The sequence below is a fragment of the Thioalkalivibrio sp. ALJ24 genome (assembly GCF_000377785.1).
Taxonomy (GTDB): Bacteria; Pseudomonadota; Gammaproteobacteria; order Ectothiorhodospirales; family Ectothiorhodospiraceae; genus Thioalkalivibrio.
This window is the reverse complement of sequence record NZ_KB898734.1, coordinates 38313-61470: the sequence shown is the minus strand read 5'-3', so window position 1 is coordinate 61470 and position 23158 is coordinate 38313. Positions and strand designations below refer to the sequence as shown.

The following is a 23158-nucleotide window of genomic DNA, read 5'->3' as shown; positions in this document are numbered from 1 at the left end:
GCTTTGCCGAACCCTGCAGTTGGGGGGGGGGGGGGGAGGAGACAGTCTTGGGATCCGAGCAATAGATAACGGATGCTTCGGATTCATCGCGAGGAAGGCGATTGCGTAGGGAATCAGCCAGCCCATGGGGAGCTCCGGGTGCTGGTGAACCGGACGAACGGCTGCGCCGACGAGTGGCGGGCACGATCTCGTGAAAGCCTGTCAGCCTGAGTGATATTCGGCGCCGGGGGCGCTGGCTGATGCGCTGCACCGAAGAGCCCATCGTTCCGTGATGAGGCCATGGTCAATCCCTTTCCATGTTTAAGGGTTAAGCATCGCCGGCGTCAGCTTGTGCTGTCAACAGGAGATCGTGGCGTATCGGGGAACCCGGTGATTGATCGCAGAGCGACACAAGCCGATACTGGAACCCATGGATACCGCAAGCTCCAGCACCCTGGAATCGAGCCTGCGCGATCATTTCCTGATCGCCATGCCGTCCCTCAACGACGGGCTGTTCAGCCACGCCGTGACCTACGTGTGCGAACACGACGCGGAGGGCGCGCTGGGGCTGGTGATCAACCAGCCAACCGAGCTGACCCTGCGCGATCTGCTGCAGCACGTGGAGCTGGAACCAGGGGACGATCTGCCGGAGCTGCCGGTGTTCCGCGGCGGGCCGGTGCAACCCGAACACGGATTCGTGCTGCATTCGGCGGAGCAGCAGTGGCGGGCGACCCAGCCGCTGACCGATCAGGTCAGCCTGACCACCTCGCGTGACATCCTCGAGGCCATCAATGCCGGTGAGGGTCCGCAGCGGGTGCTGATCACCCTGGGGCATGCCGGCTGGGGCCCCGGGCAACTGGAAAGCGAACTGGGCGAGAATGCCTGGCTGACGGCCCCCTCCGATCTCGGGATCCTGTTCGAGACGCCGCCGGCGGAGCGCTGGTCGCGCGCGGCCGAGCTGATCGGCATCGATGTCAATCTGATCAGCTCCGCCTCCGGGCACGCCTGACCCGGTGGCCTTCCTGGCGTTCGATTACGGGCGCCGCCGCATCGGCGTGGCGGTGGGCGAGCCGCTGACCGGTTCGGCGCGCGGTCTGGTCACGCTGGCCGGCGGGTCGCCGCCGTGGCCACGCATCGATGCGCTGGTCGCGGAATGGCGTCCCGAGGGCTTCGTGGTTGGCTGGCCCACGCAGGCCGATGGCCAGGCGACCCCGCTGGGCCCGGCTATCCGCGAATTCGGTGCGGCGCTCGAAGCGCGTTTCGGCAAGCCGGTATACTGGTCGGACGAGCGCCTGAGCTCGCACCTGGCCCGCGACCGCAGCCGGCCGGGACGCAACGACCCGGGGCTGGATGCCCATGCCGCGGCCGTGATCCTCGAAGGCTGGTTTCTGGAGAATGCCCATGACGCCTGAAGTCCCCGTTCTGCTCGACGACATGGCCGCGCGGACCCGCGAGCTCCTCGAAGCCCGCGGGATCGAGTCCCCGATCGTGGTCGGCATCCATTCCGGCGGCGTGTGGATCGCCGAACACCTGCGCGAGCGCCTGGGTATCCAGCGCCCGCTGGGCAAGCTGGACATCAGCTTCTACCGCGACGATTTCTCGCGCATCGGGATGCATCCGCAGGTTCGCCCTTCGCAGCTTCCGGAGGATCTGGACGGCGAACACGTGCTGCTGGTGGACGATGTGCTGTACACCGGTCGGACCATCCGCGCGGCCCTGAACGAGCTGTTCGACTACGGCCGGCCGGCCTCGGTCACGCTCGCGGTGCTGGTCGAGCGCGACGGCCGCGAACTGCCGGTATGTGCCGCGGTGGCGGGCGCCCACATGGAGCTGGGCCAGGCCGAACAGATCAAGCTGCGCGGTCCCGAACCGCTGAGCCTGGAACGCGTGGCGGTGGAGCCCCCGGAGGGCGCTGACGGATGACGGAGCTGCCCGCCGCGCATACCAGTCGCCTGCCCCAGCCCGGTCCGCTCCCCAACCGCCTGCAGCTGACCGACGAGGGCCAGCTGCGGCACATGCTCACGATCGAGGGGCTGAACCGGACGCTGCTGACGGAGATCCTGGATACCGCCGAATCGTTCGCCAACATGAACGAGAAGGCGGTGAAGAAGGTCCCGCTGCTGCGCGGCAAGACCATCGTGAACCTGTTCTTCGAGGCGAGCACGCGCACGCGCACCACCTTCGAACTGGCCGCCAAGCGGCTGTCGGCCGACGTACTCAACATCAACATCAGTACCTCGTCGGCGGTCAAGGGCGAGAGCCTGCTGGATACCCTGCGCAACCTCGAGGCGATGAACGTGGACATGTTCGTGGTGCGCCACGAGGAAAGCGGGACCGCCCATTTCATCGCCCGCCACGCGGCCCCGGGAATCAGCGTGCTCAACGCCGGCGACGGTCGTCACGCCCATCCCACCCAGGCCCTGCTGGACATGTTCACCATCCGGCGGCACAAGGGCGATTTCACCAAACTGAAGGTCGCGATCGTCGGCGACATCCTGCACTCGCGGGTGGCGCGCTCGCAGATCCACGCCCTCAACATCCTGCAGACCGGCGAGGTGCGGGTGGTCGCCCCGCGCTCCCTGCTGCCGGCGGATGTCGAGCAGCTGGGCGTGCATGTACACCATGATCTGGACAGCGGTCTGCAGGATGTGGACGTGGTCATCATGCTGCGCCTGCAGCGCGAACGCATGGAGCACGCCCATCTGCCTTCCGAGCACGAGTATTTCCAGCGCTTCGGGCTCACCGCCCGGCGCCTGCAACTGGCCTCGCCCACCTGCCTGGTGATGCACCCCGGCCCGGCCAACCGCGGCGTCGAGATCGAATCCGCAGTCGCCGACGGCCCCCACTCGGTGATCCTGGAACAGGTGACCTACGGGATCTCGGTGCGTATGGCAGTCATGTCCATGGTGATGGGGGCCCACCAGTCATGAGCGTGGTCATCGAGAACGTCCGCATCCTCGACCCCGCCGACGGTTTTGATGCGGTGGGCGACCTGTGCGTGCAGGGCGAGGAGATCCTCGCGCGCGGCAGCACCCCGGAGGGCTTCGAGCCGCGCCGGCGCATCGACGGCAGCGGCCTGTGGCTGTTCCCCGGGCTGGTGGATCTGGCCGCGCGTACCCGCGAGCCGGGCGAAGAACACAAGGCCACCATCGCGTCCGAGACCCGCGCCGCGGCGCGCGGAGGTATTACCACCCTGGTCATCCCTCCGGATACCCAGCCGCCGGTGGACTCACCGGCGGTGATCGAGCTGATCACGCGCCGCGCCCGCGAGGCTTGCGGCGTGCGGGTATACGCCCTGGGGGCGCTGACCCACGGACTGGAAGGCCAGCAACTGGCGGAAATGGCCGCGCTGTTGCGCGCCGGTGCCCCCGGGGTCAGCAACGGGCCGCGGCCACTGGCGAGCCTGCTGGTGCTGCGGCGCGCGCTGGAGTACGCCAGCACCTTCGACCTGACCACCGTGCTGTCGGCCCAGGATCCGGCGCTGACCGGCTCCGGTTGCGTGCACGAGGGCCCGGTATCCACGCGCCTCGGGCTCTCGGGCATTCCCGAGGCCGCGGAGACCGCTGCGCTGGGTGCCATTCTGGCCCTGGTGGAGCAGACCGGGGCGCGGGTGCATGTTGCGCGGCTGTCCACACGGCGGGGCGCGGAGATGATCGCCAAGGCGCGCAGCGACGGCCTCCCGGTCAGCGCCGACGTCGCCGCCCACCAGCTGTTCCTCACGGAGGTGGACGTGGCCGAGTTCAATCCCGACTGCCACGTGATCCCGCCGCTGCGCAGCCAGCGCGACCGCGACGGGCTGCGCGCGGCGGTGGCCGACGGCAGCATCGCCGCGATCTGCTCCGACCACCAGCCGCACGAGGCCGACAGCAAGCTGGGGCCGTTCGCCGACACCCTGCCCGGGATCGCCGCGCTGGAGACCCTGCTGCCGCTGACCCTGCGCCTGGTGGAGGACGGCCTGCTGAGCCTCGAACAGGCCCTGGCCCGGGTCACCTGCGGCCCCGCGGACGTGCTGGGACTGGAGCACGGTCGCCTCACACCCGGGTCCCGCGCCGATTTCGTACTGTTCGACCCGGGCGCGATGCACGAAGTCCGGCGCGAGGAATGGCTCAGCGCCGGCCACAACACCCCGTTTTTCAACTGGACGTTCGGGGGCGAGGTTCGCGAGACCTGGGTCGCCGGACGGCCCACCTGGACCCGCCCCGGCGAGGACGACACATGAGCCCGCAGCACCCGCCGCATCGCGGCACCCTGTTCGAAGAGTCCGCCCCCATCCTGGCACACGAAGATGCGGGGAGCGGCCAGTGGATCCTGCGCGTCCGGGCCCCGGAATGCGCCCGGCGCGCGCAGCCCGGACAGTTCGCGCATATCCAGTGTTCGCCGCGCCTGCCCATGCGCCGACCACTGTCCATCCAGCGGGTCGACCCCGACGCCGGCTGGGTGGAGTTCCTGTACAAGTCGGTGGGCGACGGGACTCGCGCGCTGAGCGAGCAGCCCGTCGGGCGCGAACTGCGGATGCTCGGCCCGATCGGCCGCCCCTTCGCGCTGAATCCGGAACGCCCCCGGCGCCTGCTGCTGGGTGGTGGCGTTGGCATTCCACCGATGATCTTTCTCGCCGACCGTCTGCGCCAGCAGGGCGAGGCGGGCACCACCCGCGCGATCCTGGGTTCCGAGGTCCCGTTCCCATTCCGGCCGCGGCCGTCGCAGATCCTCTGGCCGGGGCTGCCGGACGGCGCCATCGGCACGCTGCCGCTGCTGGAGGACTGGGGGGTCGCCTGCCGCCTCACGTCGAAGACCGGCATCGCCGGTGCGTTCGACGGCTTCGTCACCGACCTCGCACGCGCCTGGCTGAACGGACTGGACCCCGCCGAACGCGGGGAGGTGGAAATCTTCGCCTGCGGGCCGCACCCGATGCTGGAGGCCTGCGCCGAACTGGCGGCCGAGTTCGACCTGCCGTGCCAGGTGTCGCTGGAGGAATTCATGGCCTGCGCGGTGGGCGGCTGCGCCGGCTGCACCGTCCCGGTACGCACCAGGGAGGGCGTGGCGATGAAACGGGTGTGTGTCGACGGTCCGGTCTTTGCCTCCGCCGACGTATTTCCCGAACCGGCCCCGTAGACCCATGCCCGGGCCCTGGCCCTCCCGGCGGCGGTACTAGTCCGGCGGCTTGAGATCTTCCTCTTCGGCCTCTTCGGCCGCACCCATGCCGCCGCCGAAGTTCAGCTTCCATTCGAGGTTGGCGCGCGAATCGGCCTTGCCCAGTGCCTCGTCCAGCATCACTTCGCCCGTCTTGAAGAGCTTCAGGATCGATTGATCGAAGGTCTGCATCCCGGCCGAGGCGGACTTCGCCATCACGTCCTTGATCTCACCGATCTCCTCCTTGTGGATCAGCTCCGACACATAGGGCGTATTTACCAGGATCTCCAGCGCCGCGGCACGGGAACCGTCCTTCTTCTGCAACAGCCGCTGGCCAATGATCGCCCGCAGGTTCAGAGACAGATCCGAGAGGATCTGCGAACGGTGATCCTCGGGGAACAGGTTGATGATGCGGTCCAGGGCCTGCGAGGCGTTGGTGGCATGCAGGGTGGACAGCACCAGATGACCGGTGTCGGCATAGTTGAGCGCGGCGCGCATGGTCTCGCGGTTGCGCACCTCGCCGACCATGATCACGTCCGGTGCCTCGCGCATGCCTTCCTGCAGGGCGTGTTCGTAGCTTGGCGTATCAATGCCCACCTCGCGCTGGCCGACGATCGCCTTTTTATGCCGGAACAGGAATTCGATCGGATCCTCGACGGTGAGGATGTGCCCGGTGTCGATGGTCAGCCGGTGGTCGATCATCGAGGCCAGGGTCGTGGACTTCCCGGTCCCGGTGGAACCCACGACCAGGATCAGGCCGTCGCGGTAGTTCATGAAGTCCTTCAGGACGGGCGGCAGACCCAGCTGCTCGATGGTGGGGATCGCGCTGCGGATGTAACGAATGACCATCGCCACTTCACCGCGCTGGCGATAGACGTTCACGCGGAATCGCCCCAGCCCCTGACGCGTGATCCCGAAATTGACCGCGGTCTCCTGTTCGAAGATGCGCGCCTGGTGCTCGTTCATCATCTCGCGGGCGATGCCCTCGGTCTGCCCGGGCACCAATGCCCGCCGTGCGATGGGCTGCAGCACGCCATCGACCTTGATCGACGCCGGTGCACCGGTCAGGAAGAACAGGTCCGACGCGGCCTTCTGCGCCATCAGCTTGAGATAGGGCTCGATCTGCATCTGGCGCGGACGGGCCTCGCCCTCGCCGGACTGGGCGCCCCCCTGATTGTCCTGGGTTTCAGCGGACACGGAATTCCTCCGGATCTTCTTCCACCGAGATGCCCTCACCAGTGTCGGCCACCGCCGGAGCGCCATCGCGTCGCGCCCGTTCACTGTCGAGCTTGATGCGCAGGCGCAGGTCGTTCACCGAGTCGGCGTTGCGCAGGGCCTCGTCGTAGCTGATCTCGCCTTTCTCGTAGAGGTCGAACAGGGCCTGGTCGAAGGTCTGCATGCCCTGCTCGCGCGAACGCGAGATCAGCTCCTTCATGTCGTGCACCGCGCCCTTCAGCATTAGATCGGCCATTAGCGGGGTATTGATCAGGATCTCCACCGCCGGGACCCGGCCCTGGTCGTCCTCGCGGCGCACCAGACGCTGCGAAACCACCGCCTTGAGGTTCAGCGAAAGATCCATCAGCAGCTGTTCGCGCCGGTCCTCGGGAAAGAAGTTGATGATGCGATCCAGCGCCTGGTTGGTGCTGTTCGCGTGCAGCGTGGACAGGCACAGATGACCGGTCTCGGCGAAGGCCACCGCGTAGTCCATGGTCTCGCGGTCGCGAATCTCGCCGATCAGGATCACGTCGGGGGCCTGACGCAGCGTATTCTTCAGCGCGATCTGGTAGTCCTGGGTATCCACCCCGACCTCACGCTGGGTCACGATGCTCCTTTCGTGATGGTGGACGAATTCGATCGGATCCTCGATGGTCACGATATGATCCGACGCAGAGCGGTTACGGTGACCGATCATCGCCGCCAGCGAGGTCGACTTGCCCGAGCCGGTCCCGCCGACGAAGATCACCAGGCCGCGCTTCTCCATGGTGATCTTTTCCAGCTGCGGCGGCATGCGGATGTCCTCGAAGCGAGGGATCTCCGAGTTGATCACGCGCATGACCATCCCCACGCTGCCGCGCTGGGTGAAGACGTTCACACGAAAACGCGAGATCGTTGCCAGCCCGACTGCGAAGTTGCACTCCTGGTTGCGCTCGAACTCCGCCGACTGCTTGTCGTTCATCATCGCGCGCGCCAGCGCCTGGGTGTGCGACGGGCTCAACTGCTGCTCGGTCAGCGGTACCACCCGCCCGTCGATCTTGGCCGCCGGCGGCATGCCCACGGTAATGAACAGGTCCGACCCGCCCCGGTCCACCAGGGCCTTCATCAGGTCGTGCATGTATTTGATCGCCTTGTCACGATCCATGGGCATCCTCCGGTTGGCGTGACCGCCTGGCCGGGCGGGTCACGGCGGTGGCGCGCCGTTACAGCGCGTCGGGGTTCACGGCCTTGCGCCGGGCATCCTCGCGGCTGATCTGCCCCTGAGCGAGCATATCCTTCAGACACTGGTCCAGGGTCTGCATCCCGGTACCGGCGCTGGTCTGAATGGTGGAATACATCTGTGCAATCTTGTTCTCGCGGATCAGGTTCCGGATCGCCGGCGTCCCCAGCATGATCTCGTGGGCCGCGATACGGCCTCCTCCGATCTTCTTCATCAGGGTCTGCGAGATTACCGCACGCATGGATTCCGACAGCATCGCCCGCACCATGTCCTTTTCCGCCGCCGGGAACACGTCGATGATGCGGTCGATGGTCTTGGGCGCGGAACTGGTGTGCAGGGTGCCGAACACCAGGTGTCCGGTCTCGGCCGCGGTCAGCGCCAGGCGGATGGTTTCGAGATCACGCAGCTCGCCGACCAGGATGGTATCCGGGTCTTCACGCAGCGCCGAGCGCAGGGCCTCGGAGAAGCCGTGGGTGTCGCGATGCACCTCGCGCTGGTTCATCAGCGATTTCTTCGATTCATGCACGAACTCGATCGGGTCCTCGATGGTGAGGATGTGCCCGTAATCGTTCTCGTTGCGATGGTTGACCATCGCCGCCAGCGTGGTCGATTTTCCCGAACCGGTGGGCCCGGTCACCAGCACCAGCCCGCGCGGGTAATTGGCGATCTCCTCGAAGATTCTGGGCGTGGCCAGCTCCTCCAGAGTCAGGACCTTGGAGGGAATGGTACGGAACACCGCCGCGGCACCACGGTCCTGGTTGAAGGCATTGACGCGGAAGCGCGCCAGACCCGACACCTCGAACGAGAAGTCAGTCTCCAGGAACTCTTCGTAGTCCTTGCGCTGACGATCGTTCATGATGTCGTAGATCAGCCCCTGGACCTCCTTGTGGTCCATCACCGGGACATTCACCCGGCGCATGTCGCCATCGATGCGCACCATCGGCGGCATGCCCGCGGAGATGTGAAGGTCCGAGGCACCGTTCTTGACCGAAAACGCCAGCAGCTGCGTGATATCCATCCATTCCCCCCCGTTGCTCCGGGCCTTCACGAGCTCCGTTCGTGACGACCGTGGATGGCGCCCCGAAAGACACCACTTCTGATCATGTCTTAAGGACTATATCATAGGCCAATGAGCACACCAGATGACGCCCTTGAACGAGTTCACGCCCGCATCACCGCGGCCTGCGACCGCGCCGGACGGGACCCCGCGTCCGTGCGCCTGCTGGCGGTCAGCAAGACCCGCGACACCGACGCAATCCGCGGCCTGCTGAAACAAGGTCAGCGGGCCTTCGGCGAAAACTACGTGCAGGAGCTGGTCGACAAGCACGACGCCCTGGAAGCTCCCCCGGAGCCGGCCGGCATCGAATGGCATTTCATCGGTCCATTGCAGAGCAACAAGACCCGCGCCGTGGCCGAACGCGCGGCCTGGGTGCACACCCTGGAGCGCGAGAAGATCGCACGTCGGTTGCACGATCAGCGCCCTGATGCACATGGCCCGCTGGAGGTCTGCATCCAGGTGAACGTCTCGGCCGAACCACAGAAGGCCGGGGTGACACCCGAGGCCCTGCCGGCGCTGGCCGATGCGATCACCGCCCTTCCCCGGCTGCGCCTGCGCGGCCTGATGACCCTGCCGGCGGCACAGACAGATCCCGAGAGCCAGCGCGTCCCGTTCGCCCGCCTGCGCGAGCTGCGCGACGACCTCTGCCGTCGCGGCCACGAACTCGATACCCTGTCCATGGGGATGTCAGGCGATCTGGAAGCCGCCATCCTCGAAGGCGCGACGTTGGTCCGGATCGGCACCGACCTGTTCGGGCCGCGCCCGGCCTGAACCCACCCTTCCTGCACCGGAGTCCGCATGCCCCCGCATTCCCGCAAAGTCGCTTTCATCGGCGCCGGCAACATGGGCGAGGCCCTGATCCAGGGGCTGGTCGACAGCGGGCGCCCCGCCGGCGAGCTGGCGATCGCCGATACCCGCCCCGACCGCATCGACGCCCTGCAAGGCCGCTTCCCCGGCCTGGGCGCCGGCAGCCCGCAAGAACTCGCCAGCGACACCGAAATCCTAGTCCTGGCGGTCAAGCCGCAGACCCTGCCCGAGGTCGCGCCCGGACTGCGCGACGCAGTGAACGCCGGCTCGCCGCTGGTGGTCTCCGTGGCCGCCGGGGTCACCACCGCCCGCCTCGGGGAATGGCTGGGGTCGCAGGCGCGCATCGTGCGGGCCATGCCCAATACGCCGGCCCTGGTGGGCGCGGGTGTCACCGGTCTGTTCGCCGCCCCCGGAGTTACCGCTGACGACCGCGGGGCCGCCACGGCGCTGATGGAGGCCGTCGGCCGTGCCCTGTGGGTGAAAGATGAAGAACTGATGCATGCGGTCACCGCAACCTCCGGCAGCGGCCCCGCCTACGTCTTCCTGATCATCGAAGCGATGCAGGCCGCCGCCGAGGAACTGGGCCTGCCCCCGGAGACCGCACGCGAACTGACCCTGGGGACCCTGGCCGGCGCCACCCGCCTGGCCGCCAACAGTCCCGAAGACGCCGCTGAGCTTCGCCGCCGCGTCACATCGCCCGGCGGCACCACCGAACAGGCCGTGAACGCGCTGGAACAGGGCGACCTGCGCGGTCTGCTGCGCCGCGCCATGCAGGCCGCAGCCCACCGCAGCGAGGAACTCGGACGCGGCTGACGCTTACGCCGGGGGCCTGTCCCTTGGCGCGGCGGCGCCCCTGGAGGAAAATACGCGTCTTCACGCGCATCCGCGCAGACCATCAGGAGCGAGCATGAACCCCGGAGCCATGTCCACCGGCCAGGAGATCCTCACCTTCCTTATCGGCGTTGCCTTTGGCATCGCGATCATCCTGCTGATGCTGCGGGTCATCTTCGGGCTGGTGCGGGCCGACTACCGCAACCCGATCTCGCAGACCATCCTGATGCTGACCACGCCGCCGCTGAACCTGCTGCGGCCGATCCTTCCCTCGATCGGACGGGTCGACACCGCTGCCATCGTGCTGATGATCGCGCTCAAGTTCCTCGAACTGTGGCTGCGCGTCGCGATCCTGGGCCTGGAGGCCGACGCTCTGGTCCTGCTGCTGGTGGCCATCCGCGAACTCCTGATCACCGCGATCTGGGTGTTCATCATCGCCCTGATCGTGGAGGTGGTGATGAGCTGGGTGCAGGCCGGTGGTGGAGGCGGCTACAACCCCATCGCGCGCCTTGCCGCCGACGTGAACCGCCCGATCCTCGGCCCCCTGCGGCGCATGCTTCCGTCCACCGGAGCGATCGACTTCTCGCCGATGATCGCCCTGGTCGGGCTGTATATCCTGACCATCTTCGTGCGCGGCATCTTCTGAGATCCGGCTGCGCAAATCGCGTCAGACGGACTAGACTCGAATCAGGGGCGGAACCCGCCGCCCGGCTCCGGTATGGATCCCGGGGCATGATTCAAGCGAATGAGGAGTCCGATATGACAAGAGTGCAGCGTGTTCTCGGTGGCGTCGTCTCGATCGTGGCCGCCCTCGCCCTCGGCAGTTCGGTGGCGAACGCGAACGAGGCCGGATTCGACGATCACGTGGTCTACTACAACGTCATCAACACCACTTTCCTGTCGCCCGAGGTCGCCCGCGCCTATGACGTCCGGCGCAGCAGCAACCGGGCAATGCTCAACATCACCGTGATGGAGCGCACCGACGACGGCCTGCAGGCCGTGTCGGCCGACATCAGCGGCAACGCGGTCAACATGAACCAGCAATCGCGCAGTCTGCGCTTTCGCGAGATCGAGGATGGTGACGCGATCTATCAGCTCTCCGAGCTCACCGTGCGCGCAGGCGAGGAGATGACCTTCAACCTGGAGATCACGCCGGCGGGTTCGGACGAGGTGCTGCCGATCGAGTTCGAGCAGAAATTCTACGTCGACTGACGTCCGTGCCCGGGGCGGCGCCTGCCGCTCCGGGCCGTTCTAGACCAGGAGAGCCACCAGCATCCCGACCCCATACAGGGCGATGGCCGCGCCGGCACCCCGGCGCACCCAGGGCCGGCGCACGAATCCCGCCAGCTTCGCCGCGAACACGCCCATCAGCAGCAGATTGGGCAGGGTCCCCAGCGCGAACGCCGCCATCAGCGCCGCACCCTCCAGCGCGCCGCCGGCGCTCAGCGACCAGGCCAGCACGCTATAGACCAGGCCGCAGGGCAGCCAGCCCCACAACCCGCCCACAACCAGTGCCTGACCGGGATTACGTACCGGCAGGAACGGGCGCCCCAGCGGCTCGATGCGGCGCCACAGCACGCCGCCCACCTGCTCCAGGCGCGCCAGCACCGGCCACCACCCGGCGATATAGAGCCCCAGCAGGATCAGGAAGATCGCAGCCACCACCTGCAGGATGGTCTGCCCCGCGGGCAGCCCACCGAGCAGCGTGGCACCCAGCCACCCCGCCAGCGCCCCGGCGATGACATAGCTGGTCATGCGGCCGATGTTGTAACCCAGCAGCAGCGGCCACACCGGGCCACGGCGCCCGGCATGCCCCATGGAAATGGCCCCCACGATGCCGCCGCACATCCCGAGGCAGTGCACCCCGCCGAGGATGCCCACCGCGGCGGCCGCCAGCAGCGTACCCGGATCAGCCATGATGCCGTGCGACCGTCATTCCCGGCCGCCCTGTTCTTCCGGTGCCTCGCCACGCTCCTCCAGCACCGCCAGCTTGGTGCGGATGAACGTGGCGTGCGGCACGTAGAGCAGATCGGCCAGGTGCCGGATCACCGCCTCCTGACGCTTGTGCAGCTCGTCGTTGGCCAAGGCCGAACGCCACAGCGCCTTCATGATCGCCTCCTTCTGATCAGCATCGAAGGCAGCGTTCACCTCGCGCACCACCGGATGCAGGGAGACCAGCGCATCGCTCTTTTCCCGCGCGATGTCCAGCAGCGCATCGGCCGCCTCGTCGTCCAGTCCGAACATCTCGATCAGGTTGTTGCGAACGGTCTCCAGCTCCGCATCCACCAGCTGGAAGTCGGCCCGGCACACCTCCATCATCAGCGCGGCTGCGGCCCGCTGCAGGCGCTCCTGTTCGTCGCCGGTCTCGCTGTCACTGCGTTCGGCGCGCATCAGCTGCTGCCAGCGCGCCCGCAACTGCTCAATCATCGTCTGTCTGCTCCCGGTGAAGGCCCATGGTTGAGGCCATGACCATGCCCCCGGGTTCCGCGGCGACCACCCCGGCCCCGGCCCGGTCTCTGGCGGCGTTCCCGCACGGCCCATAATTTGTAGCCATGGACCCGCAACCCGACCTGCTCCTGCTCTCCGGCGGCATCGAAAGCGCCGCGCTGCTGCGCCGATGGTGCACCGAAAACCGCCCCGTCGTCGCCGCCTGGACCGACTACGGGCAGCGCAATGCCGCACGTGAGCGGGCTGCCGTACACGCCTTGGCCGAAGCCGAGGGCGTGCGGCTGGAGACCGTGGAAACCGGGGCCCTGCGCGAGGCGTTCACCCGGCGTTCCGACTGGGTCGGGCATGTCCCGCTGCCGCAGCGCAATTTGCTGATCCTGGCCCTGGCGGTCAACCTGGCCCAACACCACGGTGCCGGACGCATCCTGCTCGCGCTCAACCGCGAGGACGCCGGCCACGGCCCGGGCAGCCGCGCGGCCTTCCTGCAGGACTTCGGCTCGCTGGCCGCCCGGCTGGTTCCCGGCCTGTCGGTGGCCGCGCCGCTGCAGGAACTCGGCAAGGCCGATATCATCCGTCGGGGCGCAGAGGACGGGGTGCCGTGGGGCCTGACGTGGAGCTGCCTGCTGGGTCAGGAACGCCATTGCGGCCGCTGCCCCCAGTGCCACGCCCGCCAGGCCGCCTTCACCGCCGCCGGCGTCCCCGACCCGACCGACTACCGCCAGCCACCCGGACCACGGACACCATGACCGAAGAAACCCCGCGCCACATCCTCGAACGCCTGGAAATCGCCATCCTGACCGGCGAGACCCTGCAGCTGCACTGGGCCGGACCCGATGACGGTCCCGACGCCGGCCGCGCCTGGATGGGCCGGGTCACCCCGCGCGAGGTCACCGCGGACGACCACGGGCATCACTGGCTGGAGGGCACCTGCGAGGGCGAGACGGTGCACATCCGTCTGGACCGGATCCGGAACATGCCCACGCCGGTCAAGTGAGCCCGTCCAGCAGATCCGACAGGTCCTCCAGCAGCACCCGGTCATCGCTGGCCATCGGGGCACCGCGCTCGTCCGGGTAGCGCATGCCGCGCAGCTGGGCGATACCCGCCCTGTGCGCGCTGGCAAGCGCATGCAGGTTGTCGTCGACCAGCAGGGTGCGCGCAGGGTCGTGGGGTGCCACCGCCTGCAGGCGCTCCCAGAAGGTCGCGTCCTCCTTGGCGCAGAACAGGTCATGAGCGGAGACAATGCGGTCAAGATGGTCCCCGATCCCGGTCAGGCGGTGCTTGAAGGCATACACCTCGGGATGCGCGTTGGTCACCAGCACGCGCTCGCGCCCGCTGGCCGCGATCCGGTCCAGGACCTCGATGGCGTGCGGCTTGATCGCGACGTGGTGGGCCAGCTCGCGCTTGAGCGCGAGCACGTCGAGACCGGTGAACTGCGTCCAGTGGTCGACGCAGTACCACTCCAGCCGCCCGCGCACCCGCTGCATCTCGTCTTCCAGACGCCGCCGGGCACATTCCGGGTCATCGGGCTGGCAGCGCATGTATTCCTGCGGGATCAGCTCCCCCCAGAACCGGTTGTCGAAATGCAGGTCCAGCAGCGTGCCGTCCATGTCGAACAGCACGGTATCCACCCGCGACCAGTCCACCGGCGCGGCGGGCGTCTCGGGATTTTTCGCGCGGGTCTGCGAGTCCATGGGATGTGGGGAAGCAATGACGGGATTGACCATGCACAGAATAACCGAAACACGAACCGCACGAGGACCCGGCGCGATTGCGACGGGACTGATCCTGGCCCTGGGCGGCGCTCTGGCGACGGCACCCGCCATGGCCCTGGACCCGGATGACCCGGACTACGATCCGCTGGAGGACGACAGCCTGTGGGAGGACGCCCCCCCGGGCCCCGGTCAGGTGGATCCCGAGGACGCCCAGACCACCAGCCCGGAACTGCAGATCTACGCCGAGCCGCCGGAAGAGCGTGACACGCCGCTGCATCACCACGACAACCACCTGACCCTCGACGAAGACAGCCTGAACGACGGATGGGTCCGGCTGCGCCAGTGCCACAGTGGCCTGGCCGAGATCAGCCGTATGTCCATCGTGTACAATGAGCCGAATATCCGGGGCCTGCGGGTGGCCAGCGCCGACGAGGTCGAAGATGCCTGGGCCGAGGACGACCGGGTCGTCCTCACGGGCGTCACCGAGGCCTCGGAGCTGTGTGTCGAAGCCGAGATGCGCGTGGTCGAGAGCCGGGGCAACGGCGAGTACGTGCTGGAGAACGGGCCGTTCATGCGCCGCTTCCTGGACGGCTATTTCCCCATGCGCGTGACGCTCACGCTGTCCTGGGGGGATCTGGACCTGTCGCTGGAAGACACCATCCCCGAACGGCAGCCCGGCGTGGACGTCCGGGATTTCGAGCACGGCATGATCCTGGACACCACCTTCGAGGGCCAGCTGGAGACCCGGATCCGGCTGAGCCGCGACGAGTGACCCGCGTCCGGGAGCGGCCTGTCTGCTCCCGGACGCCCCGACCGATGGACCCGCAATGAGCCGCGACAAGCCCGCCGTCCACGAACGCCGCACGGTGGCCCGCAGCCGCCTGTTCGAAGTGGAGGAGCTGGACCTGGAATTCAGCAACGGGGCCCACGCCTGTTTCGAACGCCTGGTCAGCCGCGGCAACGGGGCCGTGATCATCGCCCCGGTCCGCGACGACGGCCATGTCCTCCTCATCCGCGAATACGCGGCCGGGACCCACCGCTACGAGCTCGGCCTGCCCAAGGGGCGCATGGAATACGGGGAGGAGATCGTCACCGCGGCCAATCGCGAAATCATGGAGGAGGTCGGTTATGCCGGCCGTCGCCTCACGGCGATGGGCAGCCTGACCGTGGCCCCCGGCTACATGAGCCATCAGACCCACCTGGTCCTGGCCGAGGACCTCTACGAGCAGCGCGCCGAAGGTGACGAACCCGAAGCGATCGAGGTCGTACCCTGGCCCCTGGATGCCCTGGAGGAACTGGTGCAGCGCGAAGACTGCACCGAGGCCCGCTCCATCGCCGCGCTGTACATGATTCGCGAACACCTGAGGAATCGATCTTGACCGACAATGCATCCGTCGCCGCGCCCGAAGGCGCGGCCCTGTCCGCCCTGCTCAACGAGGTCGGCACCGTGGCCGAGGACGCCGGCCGCGCGATCCTCGAGATCTACGAGACCCGCTTTGCCGTCACCGAGAAGGACGACCGCTCGCCGCTGACCGAGGCCGATCTGGCCGCCCATCGCGTGATCAGCGACGGTCTGCGCGAGATCGCCCCGCAGTGGCCGGTGCTGTCGGAAGAAGGTCAGGACATCCCGGCCGAAACCCGCCGCGCGTGGGATACCTACTGGCTGATCGACCCGCTGGACGGCACCCGCGAGTTCGTGAAGCGCAGCGGCGAGTTCACCGTCAACATCGCCCTGATCCACAACCACGAACCGGTGCTGGGCGTGGTCTGGTGCCCGGTGCTGCAGCGCCTGTACGCCGGGCAGATCGACGGCGAGGCCTTCCGCCGCGACGGTGACGCACCGCGCACGCCCATCCACGTGTCCACGCCGCGCTCCCCGGAAGAAACGGTCCGGGTGGCCGGCAGCCGCTCGCACGGCGCCGAGCGCCTGAACGCGGTACTGGAACGCCTTGGCCCGCACGAGCTGGTCAGCCTCGGCAGCTCGATGAAGCTGTGCCTGGTCGCCGAAGGCAGCGCCGACATCTACCCGCGCCTGGGACCGACCTCGGAGTGGGATACCGCCGCCGCCCACGCGGTGGTGCGCGCGGCCGGCGGCCGCGTCACCGACCTCGACGGCAACGACCTGCGCTACAACACCCGCGACAGCCTGCTGAACCCCGAATTCCTGGTCTGCAACGGCGACCCCGCCGACTGGCTCGCCCGCCTCGGACTGCCCGACGCCGCGTAAAGCGCGCTCAGCGCGCCGGCGGGTCCAGCAGGTCGCGCACCCGGGTGGAGATCTCCTCCACCGAGCGCTCGGTCACGTCCAGCTGCGGGATCTCCCAGACCTCAAGGAAGGTCGCGATCGCGCGGGTCTCGGAGCGGCACTGCTCCAGACTGGCGTAACGGCTGCCCGGGCGCCGCGCCTCGCGGATCTGGGCCAGACGCTGCGGATGAATGGTCAGCCCGACCATGCGTCCTTCCAGCCCGCGCAGGGGCTGCGGCATGTGCGGCGTCCCGCCGTGATCCAGGTCCTCCGGCACCAGCGGGTAATTGGCCGCGAACAGGCCGTAGTGCATCGCCAGATACAGGCTGGTGGGGGTCTTGCCCGAGCGCGATGCCCCCAGCAGCACCACGTCGGCCACCGCCAGATCGGTACTGGCCAGGCCGTCGTCGTGCGCCAGGGTGTAGTTGAGGGCATCGATCCGGCGGTCGTAACGTTCGGCATCGCCGCGCCCGTGGGCCCGCCCCGGCATCGCTTCGGCCTGCGCCCCCAGGATCGCCTCCAGACGTCCCAGATGTTCCCCGAGCACGTCGATCACCGGCACCGGGCAGTGCTCCAGCTGGGCCCGCAGCTGGCCATCCGCCAGGGTCGCCACCACCAGCGCCGGCTGTGGCCCCTGTTCGATGCGCGCGAACGCCGAAGAGAGACGCCCCGGCGACTGCACGAAGGGCAGGCGATGCCAGTCCGGCGCCAGCGCCGGGAACTGGGTGAACAGCGACCGCGCGAGGGTCTCCGCAGTGATGCCGGTACCGTCAGATACCAGATAGACCTGCGGGCAGCGGGGTTCGCCCGGGTCGCCGGCGCCCATCGTTCAGCCCTGGCCGCCGGCCTGGCGCAGCTGCGCAAGACTCTTCCAGGTGGAGATCAGCGCATCCGGATTGAGCGACAGCGAGTCGATGCCCTGTTCCATCAGCCAGCCGGCCAGCTCGGGGTAGTCCGACGGCGCCTGACCGCAGATCCCCACGTACTTGTCCTTCCGCCGCGCCGCCTGGATGGCCAGCGCCAGCAGCTGCTTCACCGCATCGTCGCGCTCGTCGAAGGAGTCCGCCACCAGCCCGGAGTCACGGTCCACGCCCAGCGTCAGCTGGGTCAGGTCGTTGGAGCCGATGGAGAACCCGTCGAAACGTTCGAGGAAGGCATCCGCCAGCAGGGCGTTGGACGGGATCTCGCACATCATCACGACCTTCAGGCCGTTCTCGCCGCGCTTCAGGCCTTCCTCCTCCAGCACCTGCAGGACGTCGTCCGCCTCCTTCAGGGTGCGCACGAACGGCACCATGATCTGCACGTTGTCCAGGCCCATCTCGTCACGCACCCGGCGCAGCGCCTCGCATTCCATCGCGAACGCCGGGCGGAACACCGAGGCGCGGTAGCGCGAGGCCCCGCGGAACCCCAGCATCGGGTTCTCCTCCTCCGGCTCGTAGCCGGTCCCGCCGATCAGATGCGCGTATTCGTTCGACTTGAAGTCCGACAGCCGCACGATCACCGGCTCCGGCGCGAAGGCCGCCGCCAGGGTCGCCAGCCCTTCCGACAGCTTGCGCACGAAGAATTCGCGCGGGCCGTCATCGAAGCCGTGCAGGCGCTCGGCGATCCGTTCGCGCACCGCCGGCTCCAGCCGCTGCGGATCCTCGGCATAGTCCAGCAGCGCGAGCGGATGCACGCCGATGGTGCCGTTGATGATGAACTCCAGCCGCGCCAGGCCGATGCCCGCGTGCGGCAGCTGCGAGAAGGCATAGGCACGCCCGGGGTTGGCGACGTTGAGCATCAGCTTGAGCGGCAGCTCCGGCAGCTCCTCCGGGCTGGCCTGCTCCACCTCGAAGGGGATGTGCCCCGGGTACACGTAGCCGTCGTCGCCCTCGGCGCAGGACACCGTGGCCTCGAAGCCGTCGCTCAGCTTTTCGGTGGCATCGCCGCAGCCGACCACCGCCGGCACGCCCATCTCGCGCGCGATGATCGCCGCGTGGCAGGTACGCCCGCCGCGGTTGGTTACAATGGCCGCGGCGCGCTTCATGATCGGCTCCCAGTCGGGATCGGTCATGTCCGCCACCAGGATGTCGCCCTCTTCCATGCGGTGCATCTCGTCGGGCGACTCGAGCACCCGCACCACGCCGCTGCCGATGCGTGAGCCGATCGCACGCCCGGTCACCAGCGGCTCGGCCTCGTGTTCGCCCAGCCGGTAGGTCTCGCCGCCGCCGATCTCCACCCGGCTCTCCACCGTCTCCGGGCGCGCCTGCACGATGAACAGCTCGCCGGTCTCGCCGTCCTGCGCCCACTCGATGTCCATCGGCCGGCCGTAGTGCTGCTCGATCGCCACCGCAAAACGGCCCAGCTGCTCGGCGTCGGCATCCGACAGGCAGAAACGCCGGCGCAGCTCTTCCGGGGTATCCTCGGTCTGCGTGCCGTCCTCGGTCAGCACCATGCGGATCGCCTTGGTGCCCAGCGTGCGGCCGATCACCGCGCGCTTGCCGGCGGCCAGCGCCGGCTTGTACACCTGATATTCGTCGGGGTTCACCGACCCCTGCACCACGGTCTCGCCCAGGCCCCAGGCGCCGGTGATGAACACTGCGTCACGGAAGCCGGTTTCGGTGTCGAGGGTAAAGATGACCCCGGAGGCGCCGATGTCCGAGCGCACCATGCGCTGCACCCCGGCGGACAGCGCCACCTCGTCGTGGGCAAAGCCGTTGTGCACGCGGTAGGCGATGGCACGGTCGTTGTACAGGCTGGCGAAGCACTCGCGCACCCGCTGCAGCAGCGCATCGATGCCGCGCACGTTGAGGAAGGTCTCCTGCTGGCCGGCGAACGAGGCCTCGGGCAGGTCCTCGGCGGTGGCCGACGAGCGCACCGCCACCGGCACGTCCTCGCCCAGCTTCGCGTAATGCTCGCGGATCGCGTCTTCCAGCTCCGCGGGCAGCGGGGCGGCCTCGATCCAGCCGCGCACCTCGCGGCCGGCGTCGCGCAGGGCCTCGATGTCGTTGATATCCAGCCCGGCCAGGCGCTCCTTGATGCGGGCATCCAGTCCGTCGCGCGCCAGGAACGTGCGAAACGCCGACGCGGTGGTGGCGAAACCGCCGGGCACCCGAACCCCGGCGGTCCCCAGCTGCCCCAGCAGCTCGCCCAGCGAGGCGTTCTTGCCACCGGTCTCGGCAACGTCGTTCATGGTCAGGTCGGCAAGATCGATCACCCAGCTCATGGCCAGCTCCTTGATAACGGCAGTGTGAATCGCGTTCGGGTGCTCATCGTCCGCTTGTATTACACTCTGTTAACTCCGCCCCGAACGACAGACGACTGAATGCGCCTGCCCGCCAGTGTACTCAAACTTGCCCCGGCTTTTTCCGCTGCCCTGCTGCTGAGCGTTCCGCTGCCCCTGGCCGCAGAGGCCGGGGATACGCCGGAGCGGGAGCAGGATCCGACCACGATGGAGATCCTCGGGACCGTGGAAGACGTCGCGGTTGTGGGCGAGGGCCTGGTGCTCGAGGCGCGCATGGATACCGGTGCGACCTCCTCGTCGATCAATGCCCTGGAGCAGGAGACCTTCGAGCGCGACGACGAGGAATGGATCCGGTTCGAGGTGGTCGACCCCGCGGACGAAGACGCGCGCATCACCCTCGAACGCCCGATCGAGCGCACCGCCCGCATCCGTCGCCACAGTGGCGACCCCGACGAACGCCATGTGGTGCGTCTCGATCTGTGCATGGGCGGCCAGCGGATCGAGGCCGAAACCACCCTGGTCGACCGCACACAGCTCACCTACCAGCTGCTGGTGGGGCGCAGCCACATGGCCGGGCACGTCCTGGTGGACTCGGGCAACGAGCACCTGCGGGCACCGGACTGCCCCGAGGACGCTGAACCAGGCCACAACGCCGAATGAGACGCCTGCATCTGCCGCTGCTGATCCTGCTCCTGCTGGGCACGGGTCTGGGCATCTTCTATTACAAGGTCACGGCGCTCGATATGCCGCTGCAACCCGGCGCCATGGCCGATACCTGGCTGGTCGAAGCGCGCATCCGTTACCAGCCGACCGGCGGCGCGACCGACGTCCGGCTGCGCATCCCCGAGCGCCTGCCCAACTACGCCCGCCTCGATGAGAATTTCGTCTCCCGCGGCTATGGCCTGACCACCTCCCAGGCCCGCGATGACCGCATCGCCCAGTGGACCTCGCGCGAGCCCCGGGGAGAACAGACACTGTACTATCGCACCACGCTCTACCGCGATGGCGGCGACCGCGATGACGAGGACTACCCCGGACCGGTGGCGCCGCGCGAGTGGGAAGAACCCTTCGACTCCGCTGCCGGTGCGCTGGTCCAGCATGCCCGCGAACGGTCCTCCGGCATCCGCAGCTTCGCCACGGTGCTGACCCGGGATCTCGCCAGCGGGGATGCCAACGGCAACGCGTCGCTGTTCGTGATGGACGGGGGCGACCGCGAACTGCGCACGCAGACCCTGATCGACCTGCTTTCCGTCGCCCGCATTCCGGCCCGCGCGGTCACCGTCATCCCGCTGCGTGAAGGCCAGCGCAACATCGAGCCGGAGACCTGGCTGGAGGTACACGACACCGAGCGCTGGGTGCCCATCCACCCGCTGGACGGCAGCGTGGACTATCCCGAGAACGTGGTGGTGTGGAGTCACGGCGACTCGCCGCTGCTGGACATCGACAATGGCAGCGACGAGGAACTGCGCTTCTCGGTGACCCGCAGCGTGCAGGACGCAGTGGGCACCGCCCAGCGCCTGGGAGAGACCATGGACACCCGGATCCTCGATTTCTCGCCACTGGAGCTGCCGCTGGGCACGCAGAACACTTACCGCGTGCTGCTGATGGTTCCGCTGGGGGCGATGATCATCGTGCTGCTGCGCAACGTGGTCGGTATCCAGACCTTCGGCACCTTCATGCCGGTGCTCATTGCCCTGTCGTTCCGCGAGACTCAGCTGCTGGCCGGGATCATCCTGTTCACCCTGATCGTGTCGCTGGGGCTGGCGGTCCGCTTCTATCTGGAACACCTGCGACTGTTGCTGGTGCCGCGCCTGGCCGCGGTGGTGAGCGTGGTGATCATGCTGATGCTGGCGCTCTCGATCCTGGCCCACCATCTGGGGCTGGAACGCGCGCTGGCCCTGTCGCTGTTCCCGATGGTGATCCTGGCCATGACCATCGAACGCATGTCGGTCGTGTGGGAGGAACACGGCCCGGCGGATGCGATCTCCCAGGGGGTCGGCAGCCTGATCGTGGCCGCCGCGGCCTATGGCCTGATGGCCAGTCGCCAGCTCGAACACCTGCTGTTCGTGTTCCCCGAGCTGCTGCTGGTCATCCTCGCCGTGACCCTGCTGCTGGGACGCTATACCGGCTATCGCCTGACCGAACTGTTCCGCTTCGGCCGGATGCAGGATGCCCTGAGGCGAAACGACTGATGGCCGGCTGGTGGCCCCGCTTCGTGCGCCCTTCCACCCTGCGTCGCCAGGGCATCCTCGGCATGAACGCGCGCAACGCCAGTTACATCGCCGAGCACAACCCGCGGCGGCATTACCCGAGGGTGGACAACAAGCGCCTGACCAAGCAGCTGGCCACCGAGGCCGGACTGGCGGTCCCCGGCCTGATCGGGGTGATCCACAGCCACCACCAGCTGCGCAGGCTCGCGGACACCCTGCAGGAGCAGACCGAAGGCTTCGTCATCAAGCCGGCCCACGGGGCGGCCGGCGACGGCATCCTGGTGGTCACCGGCTGGCGTGGCGAGCGCATGCGCAAGGCCAGCGGACGCATGCTCGACAGCAACGGGCTGCAGGACCACATATCCGGGATTCTGTCCGGGATGTACAGCCTCGGCGGGCGGCCGGATGCCGCACTGATCGAGGAACGGGTGCAATTCTCCGAGGTCTTCACGGAGGTCGCACATACCGGGGTCCCGGATATCCGCACCGTGGTCTATCGCGGCTATCCCGTGATGGCGATGCTGCGCCTGCCGACCCAGGAGTCGGATGGCAAGGCCAATCTCCACCAGGGTGCGGTGGGGACCGGCATCGACCTGGCCAGCGGCGCGACCCTCGGCGGTGTCCAGCACAACCAGCCGATCCGGGTTCACCCGGATACCGAGGCCAGCCTGGTGGATCTCGCCATCCCGGGCTGGGACAAGCTGATGGAACTGGCCGCGGGCTGCCGTGAACTCAGCGGACTCGGCTATCTGGGCGTGGACGTCGTGATCGACCGCCACCGCGGCCCTCTGATCCTGGAACTCAATGCCCGCCCCGGACTGGCGATCCAGATCGCCAACGGACAGGGCCTGCAACCGCGTCTGCAGGCGGTGGACGAACGCGTGGCGAAGGTCAGCGATGAGCCCCCGGCGTCACGGGCCGCGTGGGCCGCCGCGCACTTCGGCTGTGTACCGGTCGGCCTCGGACCCGTGCCACACGAACGCCACGACGACTGACACCGGGGCCGGCTTCGTGCGGGCAGGCGCCGCGTGGCAGAATTGGCGCCACCGTTCCCGACCCGCCGGCCGACCAGCGGCGGGTTA

The 23158-nt window shown here is 68.1% G+C and carries 26 protein-coding genes; 18 read left to right on the top strand and 8 right to left on the bottom strand.

Annotated elements, in window-relative coordinates:
• Positions 1 to 409: 409 nt before the first annotated feature.
• The 6 genes from D571_RS0112910 to D571_RS0112885 are packed head-to-tail and all read left to right on the top strand — an operon-like array spanning position 410 to position 5091.
• On the top strand, positions 410 to 988 hold the full coding sequence (locus tag D571_RS0112910) for a YqgE/AlgH family protein (protein ID WP_018937112.1): 579 nt from the start codon (positions 410 to 412) through the stop codon (positions 986 to 988).
• Positions 989 to 992: 4 nt separating this feature from the next.
• Positions 993 to 1391: a Holliday junction resolvase RuvX gene (gene ruvX / locus D571_RS0112905; protein ID WP_018937111.1), complete on the top strand. Its 399-nt coding sequence runs from the start codon at positions 993 to 995 to the stop codon at positions 1389 to 1391.
• Complete coding sequence (gene pyrR, locus D571_RS0112900) at positions 1381 to 1902, top strand: bifunctional pyr operon transcriptional regulator/uracil phosphoribosyltransferase PyrR (RefSeq protein WP_018937110.1); 522 nt, start codon at positions 1381 to 1383, stop codon at positions 1900 to 1902. Before ruvX ends, pyrR begins: the two co-directional genes overlap by 11 nt.
• On the top strand, positions 1899 to 2909 hold the full coding sequence (locus tag D571_RS0112895; RefSeq protein ID WP_018937109.1) for an aspartate carbamoyltransferase catalytic subunit: 1011 nt from the start codon (positions 1899 to 1901) through the stop codon (positions 2907 to 2909). Before pyrR ends, D571_RS0112895 begins: the two co-directional genes overlap by 4 nt.
• A complete protein-coding gene (locus tag D571_RS0112890) occupies positions 2906 to 4198 on the top strand; it encodes a dihydroorotase (protein ID WP_018937108.1) in 1293 nt (430 codons plus the stop codon). Before D571_RS0112895 ends, D571_RS0112890 begins: the two co-directional genes overlap by 4 nt.
• The gene (locus D571_RS0112885; RefSeq protein ID WP_018937107.1) at positions 4195 to 5091 is read left to right on the top strand and encodes a dihydroorotate dehydrogenase electron transfer subunit; all 897 of its coding nucleotides are present in this window, start codon (positions 4195 to 4197) and stop codon (positions 5089 to 5091) included. The genes D571_RS0112890 and D571_RS0112885 overlap by 4 nt, the downstream gene beginning before the upstream one ends.
• Positions 5092 to 5127: 36 nt before the next feature.
• Here the strand turns inward: D571_RS0112885 and D571_RS0112880 are convergent, their stop codons facing one another.
• Genes D571_RS0112880 through D571_RS0112870 form a run of 3 tightly spaced genes read right to left on the bottom strand, consistent with a single transcriptional unit; the run spans position 5128 to position 8561 of the window.
• Positions 5128 to 6237, bottom strand: coding sequence for a PilT/PilU family type 4a pilus ATPase (locus D571_RS0112880; protein WP_026287852.1), 1110 nt, complete (start codon positions 6235 to 6237; stop codon positions 5128 to 5130).
• Positions 6238 to 6295: 58 nt separating this feature from the next.
• A complete protein-coding gene (locus tag D571_RS0112875; protein ID WP_018937105.1) occupies positions 6296 to 7468 on the bottom strand; it encodes a PilT/PilU family type 4a pilus ATPase in 1173 nt (390 codons plus the stop codon).
• 58 nt (positions 7469 to 7526) lie between these two features.
• Positions 7527 to 8561, bottom strand: coding sequence for a type IV pilus twitching motility protein PilT (locus tag D571_RS0112870; RefSeq protein ID WP_018937104.1), 1035 nt, complete (start codon positions 8559 to 8561; stop codon positions 7527 to 7529).
• Positions 8562 to 8672: 111 nt separating this feature from the next.
• Between D571_RS0112870 and D571_RS0112865 the strand changes: the two genes are divergently transcribed.
• From D571_RS0112865 to D571_RS0112850, 4 genes are all read left to right on the top strand, one after another.
• Positions 8673 to 9371, top strand: coding sequence for a YggS family pyridoxal phosphate-dependent enzyme (locus tag D571_RS0112865; RefSeq protein ID WP_026287851.1), 699 nt, complete (start codon positions 8673 to 8675; stop codon positions 9369 to 9371).
• A 27-nt stretch (positions 9372 to 9398) separates the two neighbouring features.
• Entirely contained in the window at positions 9399 to 10220 is an 822-nt protein-coding gene (gene proC / locus D571_RS0112860; protein ID WP_018937102.1) for a pyrroline-5-carboxylate reductase, read from the top strand.
• Positions 10221 to 10314: 94 nt separating this feature from the next.
• Complete coding sequence (locus D571_RS0112855; RefSeq protein WP_018937101.1) at positions 10315 to 10884, top strand: YggT family protein; 570 nt, start codon at positions 10315 to 10317, stop codon at positions 10882 to 10884.
• Between the two features lie 113 nt (positions 10885 to 10997).
• Positions 10998 to 11450: a DUF4426 domain-containing protein gene (locus D571_RS0112850; RefSeq protein WP_026287850.1), complete on the top strand. Its 453-nt coding sequence runs from the start codon at positions 10998 to 11000 to the stop codon at positions 11448 to 11450.
• A gap of 39 nt (positions 11451 to 11489) precedes the next feature.
• Here the strand turns inward: D571_RS0112850 and D571_RS0112845 are convergent, their stop codons facing one another.
• Both D571_RS0112845 and D571_RS0112840 read right to left on the bottom strand, forming a co-directional pair.
• Complete coding sequence (locus D571_RS0112845) at positions 11490 to 12155, bottom strand: sulfite exporter TauE/SafE family protein (protein ID WP_018937099.1); 666 nt, start codon at positions 12153 to 12155, stop codon at positions 11490 to 11492.
• Positions 12156 to 12170: 15 nt separating this feature from the next.
• On the bottom strand, positions 12171 to 12665 hold the full coding sequence (locus tag D571_RS0112840) for a TerB family tellurite resistance protein (RefSeq protein ID WP_018937098.1): 495 nt from the start codon (positions 12663 to 12665) through the stop codon (positions 12171 to 12173).
• 125 nt (positions 12666 to 12790) lie between these two features.
• On the opposite strand from D571_RS0112840, the gene D571_RS0112835 reads away from it, so the two are divergent.
• Together D571_RS0112835 and D571_RS0112830 are read left to right on the top strand one after the other, a co-directional pair.
• Positions 12791 to 13432 carry a 7-cyano-7-deazaguanine synthase gene (locus tag D571_RS0112835; protein ID WP_018937097.1) on the top strand — a complete coding sequence of 214 codons (642 nt, stop codon included), beginning with the start codon at positions 12791 to 12793 and terminating at the stop codon, positions 13430 to 13432.
• Entirely contained in the window at positions 13429 to 13680 is a 252-nt protein-coding gene (locus D571_RS0112830; RefSeq protein ID WP_018937096.1) for a hypothetical protein, read from the top strand. The genes D571_RS0112835 and D571_RS0112830 overlap by 4 nt, the downstream gene beginning before the upstream one ends.
• On the opposite strand, the gene D571_RS0112825 is transcribed toward D571_RS0112830, so the two are convergent.
• Positions 13673 to 14377 (bottom strand): HAD family hydrolase, encoded by a 705-nt coding sequence (locus tag D571_RS0112825; RefSeq protein ID WP_018937095.1) that lies wholly within the window; start codon positions 14375 to 14377, stop codon positions 13673 to 13675. The genes D571_RS0112830 and D571_RS0112825 overlap by 8 nt on opposite strands.
• Before the next feature lie 31 nt (positions 14378 to 14408).
• Here D571_RS0112825 and D571_RS0112820 point away from each other — a divergent pair, with 31 nt between their 5' ends.
• Genes D571_RS0112820 through cysQ form a run of 3 tightly spaced genes read left to right on the top strand, consistent with a single transcriptional unit; the run spans position 14409 to position 16625 of the window.
• Complete coding sequence (locus D571_RS0112820; protein ID WP_026287848.1) at positions 14409 to 15170, top strand: hypothetical protein; 762 nt, start codon at positions 14409 to 14411, stop codon at positions 15168 to 15170.
• A 55-nt stretch (positions 15171 to 15225) separates the two neighbouring features.
• On the top strand, positions 15226 to 15777 hold the full coding sequence (gene nudE / locus D571_RS0112815) for an ADP compounds hydrolase NudE (RefSeq protein WP_018937093.1): 552 nt from the start codon (positions 15226 to 15228) through the stop codon (positions 15775 to 15777).
• A complete protein-coding gene (cysQ, locus tag D571_RS0112810; RefSeq protein WP_018937092.1) occupies positions 15774 to 16625 on the top strand; it encodes a 3'(2'),5'-bisphosphate nucleotidase CysQ in 852 nt (283 codons plus the stop codon). The genes nudE and cysQ overlap by 4 nt, the downstream gene beginning before the upstream one ends.
• A gap of 7 nt (positions 16626 to 16632) precedes the next feature.
• Here cysQ and D571_RS0112805 read toward each other — a convergent pair whose 3' ends face one another.
• Positions 16633 to 17469, bottom strand: coding sequence for a pyruvate, water dikinase regulatory protein (locus tag D571_RS0112805; protein WP_018937091.1), 837 nt, complete (start codon positions 17467 to 17469; stop codon positions 16633 to 16635).
• Between the two features lie 3 nt (positions 17470 to 17472).
• Positions 17473 to 19848: a phosphoenolpyruvate synthase gene (ppsA, locus tag D571_RS0112800; RefSeq protein ID WP_018937090.1), complete on the bottom strand. Its 2376-nt coding sequence runs from the start codon at positions 19846 to 19848 to the stop codon at positions 17473 to 17475.
• Positions 19849 to 19947: 99 nt separating this feature from the next.
• Between ppsA and D571_RS0112795 the strand changes: the two genes are divergently transcribed.
• The 3 genes from D571_RS0112795 to D571_RS0112785 are packed head-to-tail and all read left to right on the top strand — an operon-like array spanning position 19948 to position 23071.
• A complete protein-coding gene (locus D571_RS0112795; RefSeq protein ID WP_018937089.1) occupies positions 19948 to 20526 on the top strand; it encodes a RimK/LysX family protein in 579 nt (192 codons plus the stop codon).
• Positions 20523 to 22058, top strand: coding sequence for an inactive transglutaminase family protein (locus tag D571_RS0112790; protein WP_018937088.1), 1536 nt, complete (start codon positions 20523 to 20525; stop codon positions 22056 to 22058). Before D571_RS0112795 ends, D571_RS0112790 begins: the two co-directional genes overlap by 4 nt.
• The gene (locus tag D571_RS0112785; protein WP_018937087.1) at positions 22058 to 23071 is read left to right on the top strand and encodes an alpha-L-glutamate ligase-like protein; all 1014 of its coding nucleotides are present in this window, start codon (positions 22058 to 22060) and stop codon (positions 23069 to 23071) included. Before D571_RS0112790 ends, D571_RS0112785 begins: the two co-directional genes overlap by 1 nt.
• Positions 23072 to 23158: the final 87 nt, after the last annotated feature.

Excerpts from the sequence above, each read along its gene's own strand:
- D571_RS0112910 (WP_018937112.1), top strand. The coding sequence starts at position 410 with ATGGATACCGCAAGCTCCAGCACCCTGGAATCGAGCCTGCGCGATCAT.
- pyrR (WP_018937110.1), top strand. The coding sequence starts at position 1,381 with ATGACGCCTGAAGTCCCCGTTCTGCTCGACGACATGGCCGCGCGGACC.
- D571_RS0112895 (WP_018937109.1), top strand. The coding sequence starts at position 1,899 with ATGACGGAGCTGCCCGCCGCGCATACCAGTCGCCTGCCCCAGCCCGGT.
- D571_RS0112890 (WP_018937108.1), top strand. The coding sequence starts at position 2,906 with ATGAGCGTGGTCATCGAGAACGTCCGCATCCTCGACCCCGCCGACGGT.
- D571_RS0112885 (WP_018937107.1), top strand. The coding sequence starts at position 4,195 with ATGAGCCCGCAGCACCCGCCGCATCGCGGCACCCTGTTCGAAGAGTCC.
- D571_RS0112880 (WP_026287852.1), bottom strand. The coding sequence starts at position 6,237 with ATGCAGATCGAGCCCTATCTCAAGCTGATGGCGCAGAAGGCCGCGTCG.
- D571_RS0112875 (WP_018937105.1), bottom strand. The coding sequence starts at position 7,468 with ATGGATCGTGACAAGGCGATCAAATACATGCACGACCTGATGAAGGCC.
- D571_RS0112870 (WP_018937104.1), bottom strand. The coding sequence starts at position 8,561 with ATGGATATCACGCAGCTGCTGGCGTTTTCGGTCAAGAACGGTGCCTCG.
- D571_RS0112865 (WP_026287851.1), top strand. The coding sequence starts at position 8,673 with ATGAGCACACCAGATGACGCCCTTGAACGAGTTCACGCCCGCATCACC.
- proC (WP_018937102.1), top strand. The coding sequence starts at position 9,399 with ATGCCCCCGCATTCCCGCAAAGTCGCTTTCATCGGCGCCGGCAACATG.
- D571_RS0112855 (WP_018937101.1), top strand. The coding sequence starts at position 10,315 with ATGAACCCCGGAGCCATGTCCACCGGCCAGGAGATCCTCACCTTCCTT.
- D571_RS0112850 (WP_026287850.1), top strand. The coding sequence starts at position 10,998 with ATGACAAGAGTGCAGCGTGTTCTCGGTGGCGTCGTCTCGATCGTGGCC.
- D571_RS0112845 (WP_018937099.1), bottom strand. The coding sequence starts at position 12,155 with ATGGCTGATCCGGGTACGCTGCTGGCGGCCGCCGCGGTGGGCATCCTC.
- D571_RS0112840 (WP_018937098.1), bottom strand. The coding sequence starts at position 12,665 with ATGATTGAGCAGTTGCGGGCGCGCTGGCAGCAGCTGATGCGCGCCGAA.
- D571_RS0112835 (WP_018937097.1), top strand. The coding sequence starts at position 12,791 with ATGGACCCGCAACCCGACCTGCTCCTGCTCTCCGGCGGCATCGAAAGC.
- D571_RS0112830 (WP_018937096.1), top strand. The coding sequence starts at position 13,429 with ATGACCGAAGAAACCCCGCGCCACATCCTCGAACGCCTGGAAATCGCC.
- D571_RS0112825 (WP_018937095.1), bottom strand. The coding sequence starts at position 14,377 with ATGGACTCGCAGACCCGCGCGAAAAATCCCGAGACGCCCGCCGCGCCG.
- D571_RS0112820 (WP_026287848.1), top strand. The coding sequence starts at position 14,409 with ATGCACAGAATAACCGAAACACGAACCGCACGAGGACCCGGCGCGATT.
- nudE (WP_018937093.1), top strand. The coding sequence starts at position 15,226 with ATGAGCCGCGACAAGCCCGCCGTCCACGAACGCCGCACGGTGGCCCGC.
- D571_RS0112805 (WP_018937091.1), bottom strand. The coding sequence starts at position 17,469 with ATGGGCGCCGGCGACCCGGGCGAACCCCGCTGCCCGCAGGTCTATCTG.
- ppsA (WP_018937090.1), bottom strand. The coding sequence starts at position 19,848 with ATGAGCTGGGTGATCGATCTTGCCGACCTGACCATGAACGACGTTGCC.
- D571_RS0112795 (WP_018937089.1), top strand. The coding sequence starts at position 19,948 with ATGCGCCTGCCCGCCAGTGTACTCAAACTTGCCCCGGCTTTTTCCGCT.
- D571_RS0112790 (WP_018937088.1), top strand. The coding sequence starts at position 20,523 with ATGAGACGCCTGCATCTGCCGCTGCTGATCCTGCTCCTGCTGGGCACG.
- D571_RS0112785 (WP_018937087.1), top strand. The coding sequence starts at position 22,058 with ATGGCCGGCTGGTGGCCCCGCTTCGTGCGCCCTTCCACCCTGCGTCGC.